Annotated in this window: 21 protein-coding genes and 1 pseudogene; 11 read left to right on the top strand and 11 right to left on the bottom strand. The window is 62.3% G+C overall.

Annotated features, from left to right (window positions below):
- Nucleotides 1-68: 68 nt before the first annotated feature.
- The 5 genes from KBZ19_RS12725 to KBZ19_RS12705 are packed head-to-tail and all read right to left on the bottom strand — an operon-like array spanning nucleotide 69 to nucleotide 6,656.
- Nucleotides 69-3,602, bottom strand: a complete 3,534-nt coding sequence (locus tag KBZ19_RS12725) for a TM0106 family RecB-like putative nuclease (protein ID WP_255101194.1) — start codon at nucleotides 3,600-3,602, stop codon at nucleotides 69-71.
- A gap of 47 nt (nucleotides 3,603-3,649) precedes the next feature.
- On the bottom strand, nucleotides 3,650-4,027 hold the full coding sequence (locus tag KBZ19_RS12720; protein ID WP_255101193.1) for a hypothetical protein: 378 nt from the start codon (nucleotides 4,025-4,027) through the stop codon (nucleotides 3,650-3,652).
- Entirely contained in the window at nucleotides 4,024-4,677 is a 654-nt protein-coding gene (locus KBZ19_RS12715) for a metallophosphoesterase family protein (RefSeq protein WP_255101192.1), read from the bottom strand. Before KBZ19_RS12715 ends, KBZ19_RS12720 begins: the two co-directional genes overlap by 4 nt.
- Complete coding sequence (locus tag KBZ19_RS12710; RefSeq protein WP_255101191.1) at nucleotides 4,664-5,920, bottom strand: VWA domain-containing protein; 1,257 nt, start codon at nucleotides 5,918-5,920, stop codon at nucleotides 4,664-4,666. The genes KBZ19_RS12715 and KBZ19_RS12710 overlap by 14 nt, the downstream gene beginning before the upstream one ends.
- 34 nt (nucleotides 5,921-5,954) lie before the next feature.
- On the bottom strand, nucleotides 5,955-6,656 hold the full coding sequence (locus KBZ19_RS12705; RefSeq protein ID WP_255101190.1) for a MerR family transcriptional regulator: 702 nt from the start codon (nucleotides 6,654-6,656) through the stop codon (nucleotides 5,955-5,957).
- Nucleotides 6,657-6,831: 175 nt separating this feature from the next.
- Between KBZ19_RS12705 and KBZ19_RS12700 the strand changes: the two genes are divergently transcribed.
- The 3 genes and pseudogenes from KBZ19_RS12700 to KBZ19_RS12690 all read left to right on the top strand — a co-directional run bounded on the left by KBZ19_RS12700 (nucleotide 6,832) and on the right by KBZ19_RS12690 (nucleotide 10,435).
- Nucleotides 6,832-7,578 carry a M20/M25/M40 family metallo-hydrolase gene (locus KBZ19_RS12700; protein ID WP_255101189.1) on the top strand — a complete coding sequence of 249 codons (747 nt, stop codon included), beginning with the start codon at nucleotides 6,832-6,834 and terminating at the stop codon, nucleotides 7,576-7,578.
- 30 nt (nucleotides 7,579-7,608) lie between these two features.
- A complete protein-coding gene (locus KBZ19_RS12695) occupies nucleotides 7,609-9,360 on the top strand; it encodes a DUF262 domain-containing protein (protein ID WP_255101188.1) in 1,752 nt (583 codons plus the stop codon).
- A gap of 770 nt (nucleotides 9,361-10,130) precedes the next feature.
- Nucleotides 10,131-10,435 (top strand): annotated as a pseudogene (locus tag KBZ19_RS12690) (AbrB family transcriptional regulator).
- Nucleotides 10,436-10,596: 161 nt separating this feature from the next.
- Here KBZ19_RS12690 and KBZ19_RS12685 read toward each other — a convergent pair.
- On the bottom strand, nucleotides 10,597-10,983 hold the full coding sequence (locus KBZ19_RS12685) for a hypothetical protein (protein WP_255101187.1): 387 nt from the start codon (nucleotides 10,981-10,983) through the stop codon (nucleotides 10,597-10,599).
- 187 nt (nucleotides 10,984-11,170) lie between these two features.
- Between KBZ19_RS12685 and KBZ19_RS15140 the strand changes: the two genes are divergently transcribed.
- The 5 genes from KBZ19_RS15140 (at nucleotide 11,171) to KBZ19_RS12660 (ending at nucleotide 14,726) form a co-directional block, all read left to right on the top strand.
- Nucleotides 11,171-11,443 carry a hypothetical protein gene (locus tag KBZ19_RS15140; RefSeq protein ID WP_315856360.1) on the top strand — a complete coding sequence of 91 codons (273 nt, stop codon included), beginning with the start codon at nucleotides 11,171-11,173 and terminating at the stop codon, nucleotides 11,441-11,443.
- A 4-nt stretch (nucleotides 11,444-11,447) separates the two neighbouring features.
- Nucleotides 11,448-11,807, top strand: a complete 360-nt coding sequence (locus KBZ19_RS12675) for an AAA family ATPase (RefSeq protein WP_255101186.1) — start codon at nucleotides 11,448-11,450, stop codon at nucleotides 11,805-11,807.
- Between the two features lie 12 nt (nucleotides 11,808-11,819).
- Nucleotides 11,820-13,709: a WYL domain-containing protein gene (locus KBZ19_RS12670; protein ID WP_255101185.1), complete on the top strand. Its 1,890-nt coding sequence runs from the start codon at nucleotides 11,820-11,822 to the stop codon at nucleotides 13,707-13,709.
- A gap of 110 nt (nucleotides 13,710-13,819) precedes the next feature.
- Nucleotides 13,820-14,290 (top strand): hypothetical protein, encoded by a 471-nt coding sequence (locus KBZ19_RS12665; RefSeq protein ID WP_255101184.1) that lies wholly within the window; start codon nucleotides 13,820-13,822, stop codon nucleotides 14,288-14,290.
- 112 nt (nucleotides 14,291-14,402) lie between these two features.
- Nucleotides 14,403-14,726 (top strand): hypothetical protein, encoded by a 324-nt coding sequence (locus KBZ19_RS12660; protein WP_255101183.1) that lies wholly within the window; start codon nucleotides 14,403-14,405, stop codon nucleotides 14,724-14,726.
- Between the two features lie 342 nt (nucleotides 14,727-15,068).
- Here the strand turns inward: KBZ19_RS12660 and KBZ19_RS12655 are convergent, their stop codons facing one another.
- Nucleotides 15,069-15,242, bottom strand: a complete 174-nt coding sequence (locus tag KBZ19_RS12655; RefSeq protein WP_255101182.1) for a hypothetical protein — start codon at nucleotides 15,240-15,242, stop codon at nucleotides 15,069-15,071.
- 146 nt (nucleotides 15,243-15,388) lie between these two features.
- Here KBZ19_RS12655 and KBZ19_RS12650 point away from each other — a divergent pair, with 146 nt between their 5' ends.
- Genes KBZ19_RS12650 through KBZ19_RS12640 form a run of 3 tightly spaced genes read left to right on the top strand, consistent with a single transcriptional unit; the run spans nucleotide 15,389 to nucleotide 17,586 of the window.
- On the top strand, nucleotides 15,389-16,183 hold the full coding sequence (locus tag KBZ19_RS12650; protein ID WP_399220265.1) for an SIMPL domain-containing protein: 795 nt from the start codon (nucleotides 15,389-15,391) through the stop codon (nucleotides 16,181-16,183).
- Nucleotides 16,184-16,241: 58 nt separating this feature from the next.
- The gene (locus KBZ19_RS12645; protein WP_255101181.1) at nucleotides 16,242-16,928 is read left to right on the top strand and encodes an HD domain-containing protein; all 687 of its coding nucleotides are present in this window, start codon (nucleotides 16,242-16,244) and stop codon (nucleotides 16,926-16,928) included.
- Nucleotides 16,918-17,586: an alpha/beta family hydrolase gene (locus KBZ19_RS12640; protein ID WP_255101180.1), complete on the top strand. Its 669-nt coding sequence runs from the start codon at nucleotides 16,918-16,920 to the stop codon at nucleotides 17,584-17,586. The genes KBZ19_RS12645 and KBZ19_RS12640 overlap by 11 nt, the downstream gene beginning before the upstream one ends.
- A gap of 13 nt (nucleotides 17,587-17,599) precedes the next feature.
- Here KBZ19_RS12640 and KBZ19_RS12635 read toward each other — a convergent pair whose 3' ends face one another.
- The 4 genes from KBZ19_RS12635 to KBZ19_RS12620 form a co-directional block, all read right to left on the bottom strand.
- A complete protein-coding gene (locus KBZ19_RS12635) occupies nucleotides 17,600-18,169 on the bottom strand; it encodes a DUF4236 domain-containing protein (protein ID WP_255101179.1) in 570 nt (189 codons plus the stop codon).
- Between the two features lie 207 nt (nucleotides 18,170-18,376).
- Nucleotides 18,377-18,925, bottom strand: a complete 549-nt coding sequence (locus KBZ19_RS12630) for a hypothetical protein (protein ID WP_399220263.1) — start codon at nucleotides 18,923-18,925, stop codon at nucleotides 18,377-18,379.
- The gene (locus tag KBZ19_RS15230; RefSeq protein WP_399220261.1) at nucleotides 18,922-20,538 is read right to left on the bottom strand and encodes an AAA family ATPase; all 1,617 of its coding nucleotides are present in this window, start codon (nucleotides 20,536-20,538) and stop codon (nucleotides 18,922-18,924) included. The genes KBZ19_RS12630 and KBZ19_RS15230 overlap by 4 nt, the downstream gene beginning before the upstream one ends.
- Nucleotides 20,539-20,627: 89 nt before the next feature.
- Nucleotides 20,628-21,254 carry a hypothetical protein gene (locus tag KBZ19_RS12620; protein WP_255101178.1) on the bottom strand — a complete coding sequence of 209 codons (627 nt, stop codon included), beginning with the start codon at nucleotides 21,252-21,254 and terminating at the stop codon, nucleotides 20,628-20,630.
- Nucleotides 21,255-21,388: the final 134 nt, after the last annotated feature.

Genomic DNA, 21,388 nt, shown 5'->3' with positions numbered 1-21,388 from the left:
ACAATTGATCAGGATGGGCTGTTCCTCAATGGATTGAGAAGGGCATCCAATTCAGTTCAGCTGAAATCTCAGTGATCATCTTCCATAGAAGCTTGGACCAAACGGCACAACCGACTGATCTGCTCCGCCTCCTCCACCGTGTTGGCGATACCCGTGACGAGGCCGGGTGAGCCCACAACGATCGAGAGGCAACGGGCACGGCTGATGGCGACATTGAGCCGGTTGGGCTGCAGCAGGAAACCCAGGCCCCGGGGGGCGGCGTCTCCGTCGCTGGCGGTGAGGGAGTGGATGGCCACGGGGGCTTCCTGGCCCTGGAATCGGTCCACCGTTCCCACCCGGGCACGGTTGCCCAGCCGTTGCTGTAGACGGTTCACCTGAACGTTGTAGGGGGCGGTCACCAGGATGTCGTCTGGGGTCAACAGCCCACTGCGTTCACCGCCGCTGCTGGCATGGCGGTAGCTGCAGCCCAGCAGGGTTTCCACCAGCTGAGCGATGCGCTCGATTTCTTCTTCTGAGCTGACGCTGCAGACGGTGTGCTCAACCGCCTCAAACACCAACCCCTGGCTGGGGAGGACTCCACCATTGCTGCTGGTGAAAGGCTCCCGCCACTCGATCCGGTTGATGGCATTGGCGGGGCTGGCCTTGAGCCGGCCGTCGTAAAAGAGCGCCGACACCATGGCGGTGAGCGAGGGTTCCATCCGCCAGCTGGTGGCCAGGAACACGCCCTGATCCGCCGGCACCACCGCCTTGTCCTGCATCAGATACTCCAGGCAGGAGCGGCCGCTTTCTCCCGGGTGATCGGCCTGGCTGGGCTGGGCCAGCTGCTGTTGATCCCCCACCAGCAGGATTCCTCGGGCACAGCGGGCCATCACCAGCAGATTGGCCAGTGACATCTGCCCCGCCTCATCCACCACCAGCCAGTCGAAGATCTCCTCCATCACGGGGCGAGCGAACATCCAGGCCGTGCCGCCCACCACGGCCATCGAGCCTGTGAGGGCATCGGGTTTGCAGAGCGCCACGGGCTGGCCGACCAAGCCTTTGTCGTCCTTGGCGGTGGTGCACTTCACGGCCTGCTGGCTGAGGCCACGGGCGGCGCAGGTGCTGTGGGCCTTGAGCAGCAGGTTGTTGATCGCGGCGTGGCTGTTCGAGCTGATCGCCACCCGCAGACCGCGCTGCACCAACTCGGCGATGACCTCGGCGGTGACGGTGGTTTTGCCAGTGCCTGGGGGGCCCTGGAGCGCCAGGGTCAGATCGCTGTGGGAGGCCAGAAACTCCGCCAGTTGGACAGGCAAAGCGCTCGGATCGGCTGCGAGGGCGGCATTGAGCGAGATCAGTGGCTCAATGGCACGGCGCTCCAGCAGGTGAACAATGGCGGCAGGGATCGGCTTGACACCATCCACCCAGCTCTCGGCCTGGGCCAGCAGGCTGTCCCGTAGGAGCTCGCTGATGTCCTCGGGAACCTTGATCAGGGCCATAGGACCCCTGGGAAGTTCAACCGACTGGTCGGCGGCTTGCCGCTTGTCTCTCGTGCTCCAGGGGTACTTGAGGGTGAGGGTGCCCCGCTCGCCGTCAATCACCACGGCCGGGAGCTTCTGGCCAGTCTCGGGGATCTCCAGCTTGATGGGCCCATCTCCCTGGGCGACATGGAGTTTGAGGGTCTGACTCGGATCGAAGCAGAAGCTGTGCCAGTCGGAGCCGGTTCTGGGACTCGGCACGCTCTCAACGCTTTGCCAGACGGCTCCGTTGATCGCCTCGCCATCGGCGTCGAGATCCTCAGGACTCTGCAGGGCCTTGCCTCTGCGATCGAAGTAGGCCCACCAGGCCACCTTGGCCTCGCGGTGATGGAACGGCAGCAGCTGGGCCAGCAGGCGCTGCACACGCCACCTGAGGCCCCGTAAACCCAGTTGTTCCTGGGCGATCAGCTCCGCTTCTGGGGCATTGGCGGCTGGATCGCTCTGGAGCTGCTCGGGCAACTCGGCGATCAACCGGGCGCTGAGGGCTTCCAAGGGCCAGGGTTCGGCCTCAGGGCGTTCCTCCTGCGGATGCTCGAGCGGTTGCTCGGGCAGGCCCTGGGCACGGCGCAACTCCAGCAGCCAGTCGTGCAGCAGCACGGTGGAGACGCAGTCGTCGCGGTTGTAGTCCTCGATCGCCTGAAGCCTGGGGCTGCCTTCTGGGGCGGGTCCCGGCAGGGAAGGCTCACCGGAGGACTGCCAGTGCAGGTAGGCGACAACAGAATCACCGGCGTTGGTGACATCGGCGCCCCGGGGACCCATGTAGAGCCCCTCCACCTTCTTGATCGAGTAGCTGCCCTCACCGAGCACAATCGATCGGGTGACGATCGGCAGCAGGTCGCAGAGCAGATCGCTGCGCAACCAGTCGTCGATCACCGCCTCACGGGTCTGGTGTTGCTGGGAGAGGCGGCGCATCGCCGATTTCTCATAGCTGGCGTAGTGGTAGACGTGCAGGCCTGGATGACGGCGCCGTCGTTCCTCCACCCAATCCACAAACCCCTCGAAGGCCCGTTTTTCTCCCAGGGGGCTATGTCCCCACCAGGCGATGAAGGCTGCCGGCTCAGCCGGGGCCTCCCGGTAGCAGGCCCCAAAGAGGTATTCGAGCTTCTTGGCGGCAACGGCATCCTGGATGCCCTCCATGTCAAACCAGATGTCCCCGGCATCGGCGGCGGGCAGGGCGGCCAGCCCCTTGCCCGGCTGCAGGGGGCGAACCAGGAAGGCGGGCTTGCTGTCGGCTCCATGGGGCGTGAGCTGTAGCTGGGCCTGCTGACGCAGCTCGAACAGGGCCTCGGCAGCCAGGCCAGCAATGCTGGAGCCGGGAGGCAGCTCGGCCAGCTGCTCGATTGTGTGGATCCCGGCGGCCTTGAGCTTGAGGCGCTGGTTCTGGCGCATGTTGGCCACCAAAACCAAATCCCGCTCGGCGATCAGGCGCTCCTCAATGAAGGCGCTCCAGCTGCCGTGATCACCGGGTTCATCCTCCGGTGGTGAGGCGGAATCGAAGGCAGCACAGAAATCGCGGTAGCGGTTGCGGAGCTGTTGGTACCAGGCCCAGAAACGATCGGTGTCATAGGTCTGGAAGCGGCCACCACCGAGAAACAACTCGAAGCGATCGGGCCGGTGCCCCAGCAGGGGGGTGAGCAGTTCGCAATAGGCGCAGGCCTGAACCAGAAAGGTGGTGCGGGGCTTGCTGGCCAGCTTGCACTCGATCGGGATGTAACTCCAGTCGCCGAGAACTGATGGCTTGGGAATCCTGCGCAGCACATCGGCCGAGCCGCGGATCTCTCCGTTGTTCAGTGAGGCCTGATGGATGAAGTCAAACCCTGCTTCTATCGCCTCGCGGGTGGCTACGTAATCAGCCTCGTTCTGCTTGCCGGCCAGGCGGGCGATGCGATAGCCCTCGGCTTCCAACTGGTTGAGCAACACCTGCTCGAGGCGAAGGCCATCGTCGAACAGTTGCTCATCAAGGGAGGAAGGGGGTGGCTGCACACCAGAGAAGAGGCCTCTGGCCTTGAGTTCCTCCCACCACGCTCCGATTCGCGGGCTGCGGCTGAAGAGGGAGAGCTGGCTGGAGGTGATCAGGCGTTGGCTCACACCCTGACCCGCTTGCTCGACTGAAGTCTGGCCAACGGACTCAGGCATCACTCCTTCCCACTTCTGTAGACGGTTTCCCAGGATCCAGCGCCACGCTTCTTGTCTTCGTCGAGGCGAGGAACCACAAGCATCATCGTCCCCATGCCTCGATAGAGCTGGGGCAGAGGACCCATCGGCTGCCAGAGGTTGCGCTTGCGCTCGACAAAGTTGGCCACGTCCTGGCATATCCAGACGCGCTGCTGGAAGGGAGCATCTGTGGGATGCACGCTGAGAATCTCATCGAGGGTGAGAGCCTGTACGACCGGGGAGAGGTCCTCATCAAACAGCAGGTAATGGAATGGGCTGTCGATGGCCAGATCCCGGGCTTCACGGAAATAGTCCAGATAAGCCAGCCGTGCCTCACGGCATATCTCCTGTTGCGTCACGCGTCTGCCCCCTGATTCGGTTCGGGTGGAATGTCAAGCCGCAGAGTCGTCAGCGTTCCACTCAAATACGCCCCGGTGTCGATGCCGATGCGGTGTGGCAGGCGGGCGACCTGGTAGTCATTGCGGAACGTATGCCCGTGCACCACGGTGTAGGGCAACCCATGGGGCTGGGAGAGAAAGGGCTTGCGGATCCAGATCAGATCGTCGAAAGACTGGCGCTCCAGCGGAACCCCCGGCCGCACCCCCGCATGCACAAACAGGTAATTGCCGCGAAGCGCTGTGACCGGCAGCTGCTTGAACCACTGCTTGTGTTCGCGGGCCAGGGGGAGGAGATCCTTATGGCCGCCGTTGCAACGCCACAGATCGAAGTCTTCCTCTGGGGTCGATAGGGCCATGGCGTCCAGCAGCATCTGCTCGTGGTTGCCTCGCAGCACGGTCACACCCGCAAGGCCGTAGGCCGCTGGGTTGTCCTGCAGCTGCCAGACCCGCTCCAAGACCTTGCGATCGCCATCGGGCTCAGGGGATCGGTCGATGAGGTCCCCCAAGAAGATCAGCTCGGCGCCGGTGTCCAGGTGCGGGGTGAGTTCCTGCTCCAGCAGGGAGGCGCAGCCATGCACATCCCCGATCGCCACCACATCAGGACTGGTCATCGTCGCTCTCCCAGACATTGAGGCTGGAGCGCTGCGACTCCTTGCTCAGGTTCTTGCGGCCGCGCTTCGGATCGCTTTTGAGCAAGGCCAGCTTTTCGCTGAGCAGGTCGAGCTCGCGGGTGATCCTCGGGCTGGCGGGCATCTTCAACAGGTTGTCGCGCAGATTCCGCAGACTGAGGCTTGCGGTGTCGTGATCACCTCGATCGAGTTCCTCGATCACGCGCCTGCGCTCACGGTTGGCTTTGAAGAGGGCCAGCTGTTCAGCCACCGCCTCATCGGGGTCCAGTGCCCCGAGCTCCTCGCTTTCCATTACAGGCAACTGCAGATGCTCGATCAGGGTCTGGCGTTCGTTGCTGCCGGGGGCATCCCAGGCCAGGCGCACGCTGAGGATCTCCTGATTGGGGATCCAGGCGGGCAGCTTGAGCTGCACACCCACATTGAGCTCTTGGCCGGCGCGCAGGTTGGGGAGCTGGTGATTGCCGGCGCCGGTGGGCTTGAGGTCGTTGAGCAGATCGACCAACTCGGCGCCGTGCTTGACCCGTAGACCGATGCTCACCCGCCGCCCGAAGGTGGTGGCCAGGCCCTGGAGCTCGGAGGCGTAAAGATCCGCCAGCTGGCTCGGGGTTTCGATGTGGGCCAGGGTGCCATCGCCAGCAGTGGCCATGGCCCCCATCAGGTCTTCATCGAAGTCCGCCCCCAGGCCAAAGGCACTGGTGCTGATGCCTCGCTGGGTCAGGCCCTCCACCTTGGCGGCGATCTGTTCCTGGTCGGTGAGGCCCTCATTGGCCTGGCCATCAGAGAGCAGCAGCACCCGGTTCATCTGGGTGGGATCGAGGTGTTCGGCCACCTGGGTGGCTCCCGCCAGCCAGCCATCGAAGAGGGCCGTGCAGCCACCGCTGTGGATCGTGTTGATCGCAGCGATGAACGACTGCGGATCGATGACGGGGGTGGAGGGCACCACCACCTTCACCTCGTCGTCAAAGGTGACGATGGCGAGGCGATCACGGCTGGTGAGTTCCCCGGCCAGGAAGCGGGCCGCCTTGCGGGCGTAGCTGAGCTTGGTGCCGCTCATCGAGCCGGAGCGGTCGATTACCAGGGCCAGGTTCAGCGGCGGCCGTTGCTGGCGTTGGGGATCAACGTCAAGGCCTGGGGGTGTGATCGTGAGCAGCAGATCAAGGCGTGACGGGCGATCAGAGGCCACCGCCGGCCGCAGAGGCCGGAAGCGCAGGGTGGGTTGGGTCATAGCTGAGTAGGCGGTGGTACTTGGAAAAAAAGATTCAGCTGAAGGGGTCGTCGATCAGTTCGTTGAGCCGATCCAGCAGGCGCTTGAGCCACTGCTGACGGCGGGAACCGGCAGGAGGAAGAGAAACGGATTCGCGGACGTGAACTTCGATCCCGGGGGCGAGGGTGAAACGGAGCCAGCGGCTGGAGGCCTCGCGACTGCTGCCCCCGTAGCGGGAACCGGAAGGGGAGCGGGAAGGGGAGCGTTCTGAGCGGGCCTGGGTAGAGAAGGGTTCGCTGAGCATCCCGAGAACGGGACTGAGCGAATGGGTTTTGCTCAACAGGCCGGAAGGGAAGTCGTCGCTGGTTGGGGTGGATTCCTCTGAGGACTGCAGATCCCGGAGGTAGTCGAGGGCGTTACGGGAAGCAGGAGGGGGAGGAACGGTGGCCGCCGCCCCTTCCCCATCGAGCTGCTCCAGCTGTTGCTCCAGATCGGCGTCGGCCAGAACGCAGAGGGGAGCAATCGCCGAGAGGCTGAGACCGCGCCGAGCCAGGGCGCGCACCAACACCAATTGCAGGAGATGGCGGTGGGTATAGACCGCACTGCGGCCCTCCTTGCCGGGGCGATCGATCAACCCCTGGGTGGCATAGAGACGCACGGTGCGGGGTGAAATCACCTCTCCCAGCAGCTTGCCGGCGACGAGGAGGAGCTCCTCGAGGCCGTAGAGGGCGTCAGCTGGAGTGGAGACTTTCACCATGGCCTAATTATCCACAGTTGCAGTGCAGGTGTCAAGCGAGTAAGCTTCATGCCACATCAGGCAGATCACCATCGAATACCCCGCTCCCAAGCTCGCCCCAGACCACACCCGACTGCTGGAGCACCTGCAGCAACTGGCCCGGCCCCGCCATGCCCGCTGGGACCCCATGGGCCTGATGGCGGTTCGGACCTATCTCAAGGAGCAGCTCGGCGCACTTGGTCCCGTGGAAGAACACCGCTTCTCGGAAGGGATCGATGAGGGCACCAACCTGATCCTCAAGCTCCCCGGCCAGCGCCCTGAGCTCGATCCCCTGCTGGTGGCGGCCCACTACGACGGACCCCTGCATTCGATCGGCGCCGATGACAACGCTTCCGGTCTGGCGGCCCTGATCGAGCTGGCCCGCCACTGGTCGGACCATCCACCCAGGAGACCGGTGTGGCTCGTGGCGTTTGATCAGGAGGAATGGGGCATGCTCGGCAGCTCGGCCCTGGCCCGTGATCTCAAGGCCAGCGGCCAGAAGCTCAAGTTGATGGTGAGCCTGGAGATGCTCGCCTACACCTGCGAAACCCAGAACTACCCGCACCCGGCGATGCGGGCGATTTACGGCGATCGGGGCGATTACATCGCCGTGGTGGGCAACTTCGGCGCTGCAGCGATGCTGCCGGGTCTGGCCAGCCGAATGGGACGTTACGTCACCACCAAGGTGCTGCCTGTGCCCGATGCTGGCCGGGCGCTGCCCGATGTGCGCCTGAGCGACCACAGCCCCTTCTGGGATGCGGGCTACAACGCTGCGATGGTCACCGACACCTCCTTCATGCGCAACCCGCACTACCACCAGATGAGCGACACGATTGACACCCTTGATCTGCCTTTTCTGGCGGCCGTCACCGAGGGTTTGAAGGAGGGGCTCTCTAGCTTATGATTGTGACATTGATACAAGAATTAAGCGCAGATGTCAGGATTCCAGACACCAATCACAATTTGGCAAGCAATTGAGAACATTGAAAGCAAAAAATACTTATTGCCAGCGATTCAGCGAGAATTTGTGTGGAGTGCTAGTCAAATTGAATGGCTATTCGACTCTCTGCTGAGAAAGTACCCTATTAGTTCTTTTTTGTTTTGGAAGGTAGAAAGCCAGCAACGCAATGGCTATAGGTTTTACAGCTTTCTTTCCGAGTATAGAGAGCGATACAAGATTCACAATGCAGAAGTTTCGACTGATGGACTATATGGATTCACTGCGGTATTGGATGGTCAACAGCGGCTTACCTCCTTGTATTTGGGATTGAAGGGCTCCTATGCTTATAAGGAGCCTCGCAAAAAGTGGGATGATAACGAAAACTGTTTACCAACAAGACGACTGTATTTAAACATTGAAGATAAGTTGGTTGATCAAGAAGATGGCCGCGAGTATGAATTTTCATTTTTAAAGGACGAAGTTACTCAGGGCTCAGATCTTTATAAATCGCGCTGGTTTAAGGTTGGTAAAATTCTAGATCTTAGGAATCTTGCAAGATTCAACGCATTTGTGATAGACAATCAACTGCCATATCCCTCTATCGAAATCTTATCGTCACTGCAGGAGGCAATCCATTCGGATTCTACTGTTAACTTCTATTTGGAAGAAGAGCAAAATTTGGACAAGGCCTTGAACATCTTTATAAGAATCAATAGCGGTGGAGAACCCTTAAACTTTTCAGATTTAATAATGTCCATTGCAGTAGCAAACTGGGAGCAGAAGGATGCCCGACGCGAGATTCATTCACTTGTTGACTATGTTCGAAATTCTGGGTTTGCCATCAGTAAAGATTTTGTACTTAAATGCTACTTGTATCTCTTTAGCAAGGACATAAAGTTTAAAGTCCACAACTTTAGCAGGCAAAATGCTCAAGACTTTGAAGCAAATTGGGAAAGAATTCGAGATGTCATCATTGAAGTTTTTAAGCTGGCTGAGGCAATCGGGTTTAACGACTACACCTTGACATCTAAAAATGCACTGCTGCCGATCATTTATTATGTCTTTCATAAAGGCATTACAACCAACTTCACGGACTCAGTGGCAAATGCTACAAACAGAACAATTATGAGAAAATGGTTGCACACTGTTTTGATACTAAAAGTGTTCGGCAGCCAAACTGATGCTGTCTTGACTCAAATAAGGAGTGTATTCACATCTAATATTTCCCAAGATTATATCCAGAGTGAGATTGATGATTTTCCGTCAGCTGAGATCCGTCGTGGAATTGCGAAAGATATATCTTTAACTGATGAGCTCATCATTGATTTGCTGAAAACTCAAAAGGACGATCAGTATGCATTCTCTATATTAGCTATATTGTTTCCTAATATGGACTATAGGAATAACAATTTTCATAAGGATCATTTACACCCAATTAGTAGTTTTTCTGAAGCGAAGGCCGAGAGTCTTTGCCTTAATGAGGCTGATCGCAGTGAGTTCTTTGACTCAGCATTCAATAATAGCATTATTAACTTGCAAATGCTTGACGCCAATGAGAATATGTCAAAGCAGCACAAGTCGCTAGAGGAATGGGTGGATGAGCAAACCAGAAACTCCAATAGGGATGCATTTTATCGAAATCACCTGATTCCCGACATATCATTAAAGTTGTCAGACTTCAAGGCATTCCGAGATCAAAGAGAATTGTTGTTAGTTCAAAAGATCAAGGACGAAATCGGTCAATAGCATCTAAGGAATGCTGAACATATCTCTTCTTGTTTCGGGGCCTTGGCACGTGAGACTCGATAATGTCATCCATTACGGGCAATGCCTTGGTGCCATGACTATCAGAGCCGCTTCTTATAGGATATCTTTGGCTTTCGTCTGCCATGCGCCTCGAAGACCTGCTTACTCAGTCTTCAAGGATTAGGGAGATCGCTAGTACCTGTGGCGCCATCAGCCTTGCGGGGTTGATCCGTCGCCCGTTACGAGGCTGGCCCCGGCCGTGATCTGGATCTACTTGTGGATATGCCTTCGCGTGCCGGTCTGCTGGATCATATCGCCGTGGCGCATGCTCTAGATGACAGCCTGAGCTTTAGAGTCGATCTGATTCGCCGGTGCAATATCAAACCAACCGCTTTGACCTCTGCTGAGCGGGATGCGATCCCCCTCTGATGAAGCAAAGGGCCCTGATGCCTTGTTCGTGCAACTATCTGCGCTTCTAGCGCGGATCGAACCTGTGCTCAGCGAGTGATCAGGTGGCTCCTGATCGGTGCCGCTGCTGTCATCGCTGGGTGGGGCAACGGATTTTCCGAGGCCATGGCGCAGGCCCAGCGGCCTCCTACCGCCACGGTGCTCTCGATCAGCGTCGTTGACACGCTCTGCCTCTGCGGCGGGCTCACCCAGCTGCGCACATCAGCTATGGCGGCTTCGCTGTAACGACGCATTGATCCTCTCAATCAAGCTCCCGGGTCTGCGGATCAGAGAGGTGACATCTTCCCTGAACGCGGGGGGTACTGCTTGCCAAATCCAAGGAGCTGGGTTATGCCTCCAAGTCCGATCTTGTGCGAGCCGCTGGCAATGTGAGCACCAAGAAGGACGGCGGCGAATGGCTAGATGTCACCGCTTCTATGAGGCGCTGCTGGAAGCCAAAGGCGTCAGCCTCGGAGAGTGGGGCGGCAATGGCAAAGGGAAACCAGGCCGTAGCCTGTGCTACGTGGCCACGGTGCAGGACAACGGCAACCTGCTGGTGGGCAGGGTCAATACCGCTATGCTCAATCTAAGGCCCTGCGATGAGTTCGCGATCAAGCTGGGTCGCTAGCAGATCCGGCTGATTCTCGCTGGTGAGACTGACGATGAGGAGTGAGGGGCAGCTGCGCTAGGCGCTCTTGCTTGGAGAGGCGGCGTTGAGCTGATCGGCGTGACGTGACGTCGGCTTGCAAAAGTAGCGGACCGTGCCTGAGGAGCGAGATGCCTCCATGTTCATTCCCCTGGTTCAATCAGGGCGTTGATGGCGACCCAGCGATGGCCGCGACTCGGGTCATCGCTCGCGATAAGCACCACGGTTCCGCAGGCCGGGGTGATCTCAGGGTCGTCATCAGAAATGTCATGGGAAGCGATGCTCTTGCGGTACTGGTTGCGCTTGTCGAGCAGGATCTCCAGCAGATCTGAGGCGGCCCATTGGGATCCGTGTCCACCGCAGGGATACCGGCCAAGCAGTTCAAGGATCCCCACAGCTTCGATCACAGGGATTCGGCTGCTGTCCCACACAAGGATGGAGTGGGGATCTACGTGGTTGTCATCCCGCACCCGCTTGAAGGGCCCGTCCAGCAGGGCCAGAAGTTCTTCGTCGCGATCCTCAAGTGACAACGCGGTGCTCCTCGTGGTGTGTGTGCTCCAGCCCATCACCCAGAGGCTCCAAGCGATGGTTGGCCGGACATCAGGATGGCGACCCGTCGCGGACCGTCTTCTAACTGATGGTTTCACACCACGATGGGCCGTTGTCCGGCTGAAGCAAGGTTGGTGCCATGAGTTGAAGCACTGCCAGGCTTTGCCGATGCGTCGCCTACTGCTGCTGTTCGGGGGCCTGCTGCTTGTGGTGGCGATGGCCCCGGCTGCCATGGCTGGGACAGATAGCCGCGCCACGGTGCTTTCGATCAGTGATGGCGACACCATTCGCGTGCGTGCCCAGGGCCGCAAGATCACGATCCGGCTGGCCTGCATTGATGCCCCTGAGATCGCGCTGGCATCAGAACCAGCCTGCACTGAATCCTGGGACCCATGCTTCGCAGGAGACGAGGGCCATGGCCCGGACGTCGTTTCAAGATGAATCCATGACCTCCAGCACCCTGCGCTGTCACCTGCTGATCGGCCCACTAGGCAGTGGCAAGACCACCCTCGCCACCCTGCTGGCGCCCCTGCTGCAGGGGGAGTCGGGTGAGCCGGCACTCGTGCTCTCCACCGATGTGATCCGCGCCGAGTTGTTCGGCGATGCGGCCGTTCAGGGGCCTTGGGAAGAAATCCGCGCCCTGTTGCTCCAGCGTCTGCAGGAGGCCGTAGCGGCCGGCCAGCCGGTCATCATCGATGCCACCCACGCCCGTAGACCCTGGCGGCTGCTCTACACCCAACAGCTGCAACTGCCCCGGCCGGTGGAGTGGATCGCCTGGTGGCTCACCACCCCGCTGGAGCAGTGAAATGCATGGGCCTTGCGCCGCAATCGGCCCGTACCCGAGGCGGTGATTGAGGAGTTCCACCCCAGCCTTAACCACCGCTTCTTCAGACCGGATCGCGCGGAGGGGTTTGCGGTGATCGTTGCCCTCAACCCCTCTGCTGGCGAGGGCACCAGCGACGCCGACCTAATTGGCCGGCTGGCTTCCCTCGATGGCCGCATCCGCAACGCCTGCAACCGCCAGCGCGCTGTCGCGGCCCAGCTGCACCGCTATTCACGGCTGCTGGATCTGGAGCGGCTGCTGTTCCTGATCCGCCTACCCACTAGTTTCAACGGCCTCGATGAGAGCGATGCGGGTACCGCCGCCGACCTGATCCAGATCTGCAACCCACCTCCCCAGGGCGACCTGGCTGAGCGGGCTGCCGCCTATCTGGCCAGGTGGAAGGAAGTGCACGGCGGCAACAGCGACGGCTACGCCGATGGGGCCACGATCCGCAGCGATCTTGCCTGGCTACAGGCCAACGGCTTCCTCCAGCTCGACTGGCAGGGCGACCAGCCGATTGAGCTCGGAGCCGAGGGGGCGGCGACCGGTAGCAGCCTGAACGGCGGTTATCCCGCCCTGGCTGACTGCCAGACCTTCCGGCGGGTCTTCACCATGCTGCGACACATCCTCAAGGACCCCTTCGATGGGCCCGAGACCGAGGCCGAGCAGAAGCCGTCTGGATGCCGCACGCCGCGCCAGAAGCGAGCACGTCGCGGCAGCCATGAATTCAGCCCCCTCTACCGCCACCTGATCGGGCGCCTCGCGGGCATTGAGGGTGGTTACGCGGCCGATCAGGTGGCCGTGCTCCGCTACGACGTCGAGCATGTGCTCAACCCCTACGGCTTCATGCCGCAGGTGAGAGGCCGCCCACATAGCCGTCGCCATGGATATGCGATCGGTACCGCTCTGCTCTCCGCCGACCAGCTGCTGGAGGTTCACGCCCAGCTCAAGGCCTCGATCGATCGTCTCAGCGATCAGTCGCAAAAGCCGTTACTGCTCACTCTGGAAGATCGCCTGCAGCGGGCCGGCCTCCTCCATGCTGATGGCAGCCCCGGCCGCCGGCACCAGCCCAAGCGCGCATTGGCCCACCGGTCGATAACAGCGGAAGTCACTGGAACCCTGGCCAGCCCGGAGCAAGTTGCGCGGGTGGAGCGGGCGATCCGCGACCGCCGCCGCGTCTGGCTTCGCCACCTGCCCGATGCCATGAGCGAGCAGCAGCGCAAACGGGTGGATGACGATCGTCTCCGCGCCTGGCCCGTGCAGCTGCTCTTCCACAACATCAGCTGGTATCTGGCCTTCGAAACAGCAACGATCGGCCGGCAGACGGGGCTGATCCGTACTCTGCGTGTGGATCGGCTCGTGCTGCTCAACGAAGACGGCAACACCCGCCGTGGCGCCGAGGCCCAGCACGCCATGGCACTGGAGCGGATGCAACGGCTGTTGCACGTTTGTGGTGGCATCTATTTCGGCGACGCGATCGACGACCAGCTGGCGGTAATGCAGCCGTCAACCGGCCGGAAGCCTCAGCCCCCCTGGGGCCTGCTGCGCTATTCCTGCGCGCCGGCGGTGTTCCGGCTGATCCGCGAAGAACCCCACCGCTTCCCGCCGGAGCACACCGCCTACTCCAGACCCATCGCCGGCGATGGGCTCGGCGCCGCTCGTCCGCGCGACACCCTCACACCCAATCCCGCCAGCGACAGCCATCCCTATCCGGTGGAGATCCGCCTGCCCCGCTGGACACTTGAGCAGGACTGGGACCTGCGCAACTGGCTGTTCCGTTGGGGCGCCGGCCTCCGCATCGAGCAGCCCAGCGAGCTGCGGGCGCTGCACCTGCAACAGTCCCGGGCGGTGGTGGATCTCTACGCCAAAGCCCCCAGCCTCTGACGTTGTGAGCGCATGGGAGGTCGTTTCTCCAGTCGTCCTTCGCAGTAGGAGGCCATCACCTTCGGCGAATTGCCGCGAAGGTAGGAGCATCGAAAGACGAACGAGGTGCCATGACCAAGCCGAAGGACGCCAAGCCCGATCACCAGCCCAACCCGCCCAGCCAGCCCCGCGGCCGTTACCGCTTCCAGCGCGGCCAGCCCCTTGATCCCAGTGCCGGCGTCCATCCCGAGATGGGCGCTGACCATGCCGCCGCGCCGGTTGGTACCGGCATCCCTAACAGTCCCCAGGAGTTGATGGCCATGCAAGCAAACAACCCGGAGCGCCCTGAAAAGCCCGCGCGACAGCAGAGCGCCAAGGTGCAGGAGGTGCTGGATCTGATTGAAAAGCTCGATACCACCGCCGCTGAGGATCAGCAGATTGCGCTCACCTTGGTGCGGCAGCTTGAGGGCTTCCACGATGAGGTGGTCGTCGAGATGAAGAGCGACGACGACGCCAAACACACTCAGATCATCAGCTGGGCGGTGGATGCCGACCGTCTTTACCGCAGCCGGATGCTGCTGGAGAGCGTTGATCTGGAATGAGTTCCTCTACCCCCCGATCTACTCTCCTCTCCCTCCTCGTCGCCACCGCTACTCCAACCCGCACGGTCTTCACTAACCCTGGTATCTGAGCCTCACCGAGGGGGACGGCCTGGTGCCGGAGGACCGCGCCGAGGGAGAACTCTGGATCCGCAGCCACTTCGGTGAGCCCTGCGAGAGCACCCGGGGGAGCGCACTCGAACGCCTGAGGCTGGACATTGACTACCTGGAGGCGGCCGGGCCTTCCTCAACGGATCCAGGCAGCTACCTGCCGTGGAGCAGCCAGGACGGTGAGAATGAGCAGCAGGCTCAGGCTGAGCGCTGCTGGAACGGACTGCGGGCCATGGCCAGTCTCCAGCGCCTCAAGTCTCGGGACTGTCCGGAACTCGTGAGCGAGGAGCTCTGGCCCGCCCACCTGCTGGTGCACGACAGTGCCTAGACCTCAGCCGATGCGGAGAGAGGTTTCGAACTTGGCGAACAGCTGTTCTAGCAGCTCTGGCTGCTAGCCACAATCTTCCGCGCGCCGAAACTGAAGGGGCCCCTGATCGGATCGCCGGCAAGGTTGTCGCTGGGAGTCATGCCCCAGGGAATCCGAGACGATTGAAAACAACCCCATGGCTCGGCGGCCACGCACCTTCCTCTACATGGGCCAGGAGCTGGGGATGTGGCAGCTCCTCAAGATCGGCGTTCGGGTTCAATAAGCCGCACACTGCGCCTCCACTTCCACTGGGAACCGGAGGCCGGGCAGGTGGTGATCGGCCGCTGCCGGGGCACTAGCCCCTCATGGCTCAACAATGTCGAGCACTCGTCCCTCATCATCCACCAGGCGGTAGCGCTTGCCGGTGGAGCGGGCTCGCTGCTGGGCAGTGCGATAAGCGCTGGGCTCGTGGTGGCTTGAGGTGTAGTGCTGCCAGCGGCCGAATTGGTTCTGCCATTCGATGGTGATGCGGGTCATGGCGGTTGGTGTGGATGGACCCAGTGTTGCGACCTCGGATCAGCACGAGTAGAGGATTTGTGCGAACGACGAGCTGGTGATTCGCAGAAGATGGACGGCGGTGTGCATGGGGTTCAGCGACGCTGGAGGAATACCGCAATGCACCCATGGCTGGATTCCTCAACCGTCTGATCCCCCGGCGCGAGCAGTTCCGGCGTTTGTGCCACCACACCAAGTCGCTGCTGCGCAGCACGCCGCCATTGGTGTTCGCCATGGCGGTGCTTGGGTTGGGCCTCACCAGCGCCACTGGGGTGCTGGTGAAGGGCCTCCGCAACGCCAACGACACGATCACTGTGACTGGCGCCAGCACCGAGCGGATCCGCAGCGACTACGTCGACTGGTCGGTCCTGGTGAGCTACAGCGGCCCCAGCCAGCGTGACTCGTACGAGGGCCTACAGCCGTCGGTACAGAAGACCGTGGCCTTCCTCAGAGCCCAGGGAATCGAGGCCGATGAACTCGAGCTCGATTCGGCGCAGTCCGAGAAGGAGGAGGTGCGCGATCCCCGCACCGGTGAGCTGCGCTCCACAGTGTGGACCACGAAGCAGGCTGTGTTGATCGGCAGCTGGGATGTGGCCAAGATCCAGCAAATCTCCGGTCGCATCGGCGCCCTGGTGGGCCAAGGCATACCACTGACGATCAACGAACCAGCCTTTACCTTCACCAAGCTGGCGGAAAAGCGGGTGGACATGTTGGCCAAGGCGACCCACGACGCACGTCAACGTGCCAAGGCAATTGCCCAGGAGGCAGGCGCCAGGATTGGTGCAATCACCAATGCAGACACAGGCTCGTTTCAGATCACGGCGCCGAACTCCACTGAGACCAGCGACACAGGCACCTACGACACCAGCACGATCGATAAGGACATCACCGCTGTGATGGCCGTGACCTTCCGGGTTCAGTAACGGGAAGGCGAACAGAGCAACCGCGATCAACGATCATTTATCCCCGAACAGCAAAACGATGACGCCCTCTGATCTGGCCCATCGCGAGCGCTATGTCGATGCCCTGAGCTGGGCCGCCCAACTGCACCGATACCAGCGCCGAAAAGGCAAGCCAGTCCCCTACATCTCCCACCTGATCGCCGTGAGCGGTCTGGTGTGGGAGGACGGGGGCACGGAAGATCAGGCGATCGCCGGTCTGCTGCACGACTCGATCGAGGATGCCGGCCAGAGCCACGCCTCGATCGCCGAACGCTTTGGGGAAAAGGTGGCCGGCATCGTGGTGGACTGCACCGACACCGCCGAGGGACTGACCGGCGCAGGCAAAGAACCTTGGCTGGTGCGCAAGACCCGTTATGTGGCCTCGCTGGAGCACAAGAGCGAGTCCTCGCTGCTGGTGACGGTGGCCGACAAGGCCCATAACGCCCGCGATCAGGTGCTCGATGGCCGCCGCGACCCCGCCAGCTGGGATCGATACAAGGCGGGGCTCGATGGCTCCGCCTGGTACTTGCTGCGGATCCACCAGATCCTCAGCCACCGGTTGCCCGCCAGCCGCTCCAACGAGTTGCTCGGGGAGGCCGTGAAGGAGATCCTCGCCAGTGAGGCCTACCGACGGATCGTGCCCCACGGGATTGCCCCAGCGGTGTGGGCGGCGGGGTATCTAGAGCGGCCGGAGACGCACCGGGGCGGATCAGCCCATGACGGATGAGGCACCCAACTCCGCGCCGCGGTTGATTGATGGCCCCGACGACGCGCCGGCCACCGTGCTGCTGGCCCATGGGGCCGGCGCACCGATAGACAGCCCGTTCATGGCGGCCATCGCCAGCGGACTGGCTGCGTCGGGCAGGCGGGTGGTGCGCTTTGCGTTTGCCTACATGGCCCGCATGCGCGTAACAGGCCGCCGCCAGTTGGCCCACCGGATGCCGGTGTTGCAGGAGGCGTTCCGCCAGCAGGTGCGGCTGGAGAAGACGGGACAGCCGGGCCGACCGGTGTTCATCGGCGGCAAGTCGATGGGTGGTCGGGTGGCCAGCCTGCTGATCGATGAGCTGGCCGCCAGCGATGGGGTGCGCGGTTGTCTGTGCCTTGGCTACCCCTTCCACCCGCCCGGCATGCCGCTGCAGCTGCGCACCGAACACCTGGCTTCACTGCAGACGCCAACCCTGATCCTGCAGGGAGAGCGGGACAGCTTCGGGCGACGGGAGGAGGTGGAGACCTACCGCCTCTCGCCCCAGGTGCAGCTGCGCTGGATCCCCAGCGGCGACCACAGCTTCAAGCCCACCCACAGCTCCGGTCTCTCCGAGGCGGAGAACTGGGCCACGGCGGTGGCCGTGGGCGATCAGTTCCTGCGGGAGCGTCTGATGTGCTGAGCCTCCCGGCTGCCTAAGCCTTCAACCAGCCCCGGGCGTTCACCAGCCGTGCTGCTTCCTGGGCTGCCTCCACGCAGCGATGGGCCCGACGTTTGGCGTCGTCCTGGCTTTGGGCGCGGAGCAGGTAGGCCTCCATCGCTTCTGGCGTTTCGATCGTGGCCAGCAGACCTTGGGTCCGGCTGCCAAGGGAGGGATCCGCCAGCAGCCGGGTGATCAGGTTCAGCTCCCAGATGAGCTGGCCTTGGGATCCGGACGCGAACAGCTGCTCCTGCAGCACGCCCAGGCAGCCCTGCTTGAAGGCGTCAAGCTGGCCGGGCCTGAAGCGGCGGCTGTTGGGCAGGCCCTCCGCCGGGCCAGCCGGGAGCTGCGCCGGGGCCGGTTGATTTGCATCAGGGTTGTGCTCGACGCTCCAGCTCAGCCCTGTGCCGGGTAGGCCCACGGTGGTGCGGGGGCCACCGGACCGGGCTACCGGGATGTTGAAGGATGCCCCCCGACCCCCAAGCGAAATCGAGCTCAGGCCGCTCTTGCCGAAGTTGAAGCGCAGGGGGCCGATGCGGGCGCTGCGGCGGAAGCGAAAGGACATGGCTTCAGTCGTCAGGATGGCGGAGCTGCTCGGCAAGAAGGTTCATGGCCGGGCAGTGACTACTGAGTTGCTGTTGCTCCATTCTTCCGATCGCTCGCCAAACGAACGCCTGATCACGTGCGAAGAATCAGCCGATCAATCGCGGCGAACCCGATGGGGGAATTAGGTCAAGGCTGGTGCCTCCGCCTTCTCGTGGACGGCCTGGCTTCATTCTTCTGAATGACCGTAAGCATCGAGGATGGCTCTGGCCTTGGCCTGGTGTTCGTCGCGCATAGTTTCCGGCGCCTCAATGCGGATGCCGCCGACAAACCCCAGCAACCAATTGCGCATGTCCACATCTCGCCGGACCGTCCAGGCCGGTAGATCCAATTCCACCGGGTAGGGGTGGCTGTCAGCGGCGGGGTTCGGCTCCAGAACATGGGGGGCTTTTGGGTGGCGCCACCAGTTGTCGCCGGGGAGGGGCTTTGAGAAGCGGGTGTGCTCCATCGGGAAGCGCTGCACGCCCTCGCGGATGAAGGCAAAGGCCCAGGCCTCACAGGAGAAGCGCAGGGTCACGAGGTGTTGGGCCTGTGCTTTCGCTGAGGCACTGGTGAGGGCCAGCTGCTCGCTGAGGTCGTCACCGCAGTAGATGCCAGCTCTGAGGTGCAGTAGTTGCTTGGCCCGCTCGACGGCCTGCTGATGGACGGCATCGCTGCGGCGGTTGCGGCTCTCACTTCGGCGCAGGGCCAGGCGATCCAGCCGCTCGGTGCGGATCAAGCCCTGCGGCTGGGCGACGGCATCTTCTTCATAGAGGAGATACCAGCCGATGTTGTGGAAAACCAGCTGGAGCGGCCAGACCCGCAGCTCGCCTGATGGACTTCCTGGGAAGCTGGCGACCGAGGAGAACCGCTCCAGCACCACGCGCCGGTGCTCGAGGATCGCCGTTTCGATCGCCTCCGCCTGCTGGTAGGAGTGGCGCTCGGCGGCCAGCGAATCCTGTCGTACAAGGGTTGCATCCACCACTGAGTGGTGGGGTAGGTGCGCACTGGTGCGGAGGTATCGGGGTTGATGCCGCCCCAGCGCAGACGCGCCTCCAGCTCAGCGAGCAGGTCCTGCGCCGATGGATCGCCGAGCCGAGCGGCGGCCTGGCTCACCACCCCATGGATCTCCCTCAGGCGGGGCGCTGAGAGCAGGGCCGTGCCCAGGGCGTAGCCGTGGCGGACGTTGTCGTTGCGAGAGCGAAAGCCATAGGGCGTAAGCAGCTTTTCCAGGTCTTTGCGCAGGGTGGCGGCCTCTCCGGGCAAGTACGCCCCAGGGATCTCCTCCATCGCTGCGATCAGGTGGGCGGGTAGATCGCTTCCGCGCTCCCGATCGAACGGGTGCTGCAACACATGGCGCAGCAGGCTGAAATCCCGAATGAAGACCTGAGCATCCCCCAGTGGAGGGTGACCGCCGTTCACCCCTCCCGGCGTGGGCAGCGCTGAACGTTCCCCAGACGAGACCAGCGACCCCAACGGCGCGAGTTGGATTGGGGCGGCGACGGGTTGGGCGGAGGTGAACCCCTGCTGCTCCAGCCAGGCCAGATCGGCGCGGAGGGCCGCTGGATCGCCATAGCAATCGCCGTGCAGCCGTTGCAAAAAGGCGGCAGCTCGATCGGCCACGTCGCCTTCGGGCAGTGGGGAAACGATTGCCTCCAGGTCGGCGGCGGTGACGGGATCCTTGGCGGCCAGATCGGGGAAGCAGCTCAGCAGGCGAAGCAGGTAGAGCAGGCGTTCGAGATCCAGCAGGCGGGAATAGCCATGCAGCTCGATCCGTTTCTCCCGGTTGGCGGCGGAGCGGATGCGGAGGTCGAGACGGTCCAGCTCCTCACGCAGCACAGGCTCCAGTGCGTCGTGGTGGGTCGGCACCAGCGTCACCACGGCGGCAAAGCCCTCGGCGCGGCTGGGCCCGAAGTTCGGATCGGCCAGGGCCGCCGCCAGTTCCTTGATCACGGGCTCGGGCACGAGGCGCGGTCGCCGCTGATTCCACTCCAGACAGGTGGCCAGGGGGGTGAAGAGCCACCAGCCGATCCACTCCACCGGCTTCGGAAGCTCGAGATCCTGGGTGAAGGCCAATCGCCAGGGCCGCCTGGCATGAGTGGCATCGATGATCACCGGATGGCCCGCTGCCACTTCCTCTTGAAGACGGCTCACCAGTTGCTCACGGATCGTTGACCAGGGCCCCTGCACCGCCGCATCACCGAAGATCTCCTGGCGGATCAGGTCGGTGGAGAGCACCACGGCGGGTGGCTCACCCGGCGCTGTGAGCAGGGGCGCCAGCTGATGGGCCAGGGTGGTTTTGCCACTGGCGGGAGGGCCGATCAGCAGATGGCAGCGCTGGGGAAGACTCATGGGCGCCAGCTTGATAGGCCGCACTTCAGCAATCAAGTGGTTCCTGCGAAGAACAGATCGATATCCCGTCGCTGACGGGACGCTGATGATCAAGCGGAGAGGACCGCGAAGCCGCGGTGCTGGCGCCCTCCTGCAGAGCAGCGCAGAGGAACATGCAGAGCCTTGGCCGACTTGGGATCAAGGACCCGGCAACGGATGTTGGCCTGCTGCAGCCGCTTCTGCAGGGCCGCCAGGTCTCTCAGCAGGGCATCACGGTGCTGCTCCAGCAGTCGTGCCCGATCTTCTGCTTCCACGAGTTGCTGGGCCTTTAGGCGGACTGCCTCCTCCAAGTCGTCCATCACCACGCTGTGGCGCTGAGCGCGGCGGGTGACGACCACGTCACGGATCCGACCGCCCAGTCCGACCACCTGCCGTTGCCGGCGAACGGGTACGGCGGGTTCGATGGCGATCTCGTCCCAGCCTTTGGTGCAGAGCTGCACCTTGGCGGTGAACAACACCGTGTCACCCAGTTGAACACTGGCCTGGGCCCAGGGTTCCCGCAATCGGAACCACCAGTGGTCGGGTTTGACCGGTTGTTCGCTGCGGGCGTGTTGGAGCTCGCGAATGCAGACGGTATGGATCACTTCCCCACCCAGTGGGAATGATCCGAAGCGGTCGACAACGCCGGTGAAGCGATGGACCTGGCCGTGCAGCGCACGAAGGATGAGGGGAACCATGGGAGACGAAGCAGTTGATGAGGTCATGCTCCGCCCAACTTCGGGAGCAATCGCAGATCTACGTGCGAACGACGAGAGGAGGCCGGGAAGAGACCAAAGAAGAAAGTCTCACCTGCGGGGCCCAGCTGTTTCTG

Origin of the sequence: Synechococcus sp. L2F, assembly GCF_024345695.1 — a bacterium.
Classification (GTDB): Bacteria; Cyanobacteriota; Cyanobacteriia; order PCC-6307; family Cyanobiaceae; genus MW101C3.
Note: the sequence above shows the minus strand (reverse complement) of the source record. Positions and strands in the feature narration are given on the sequence as shown.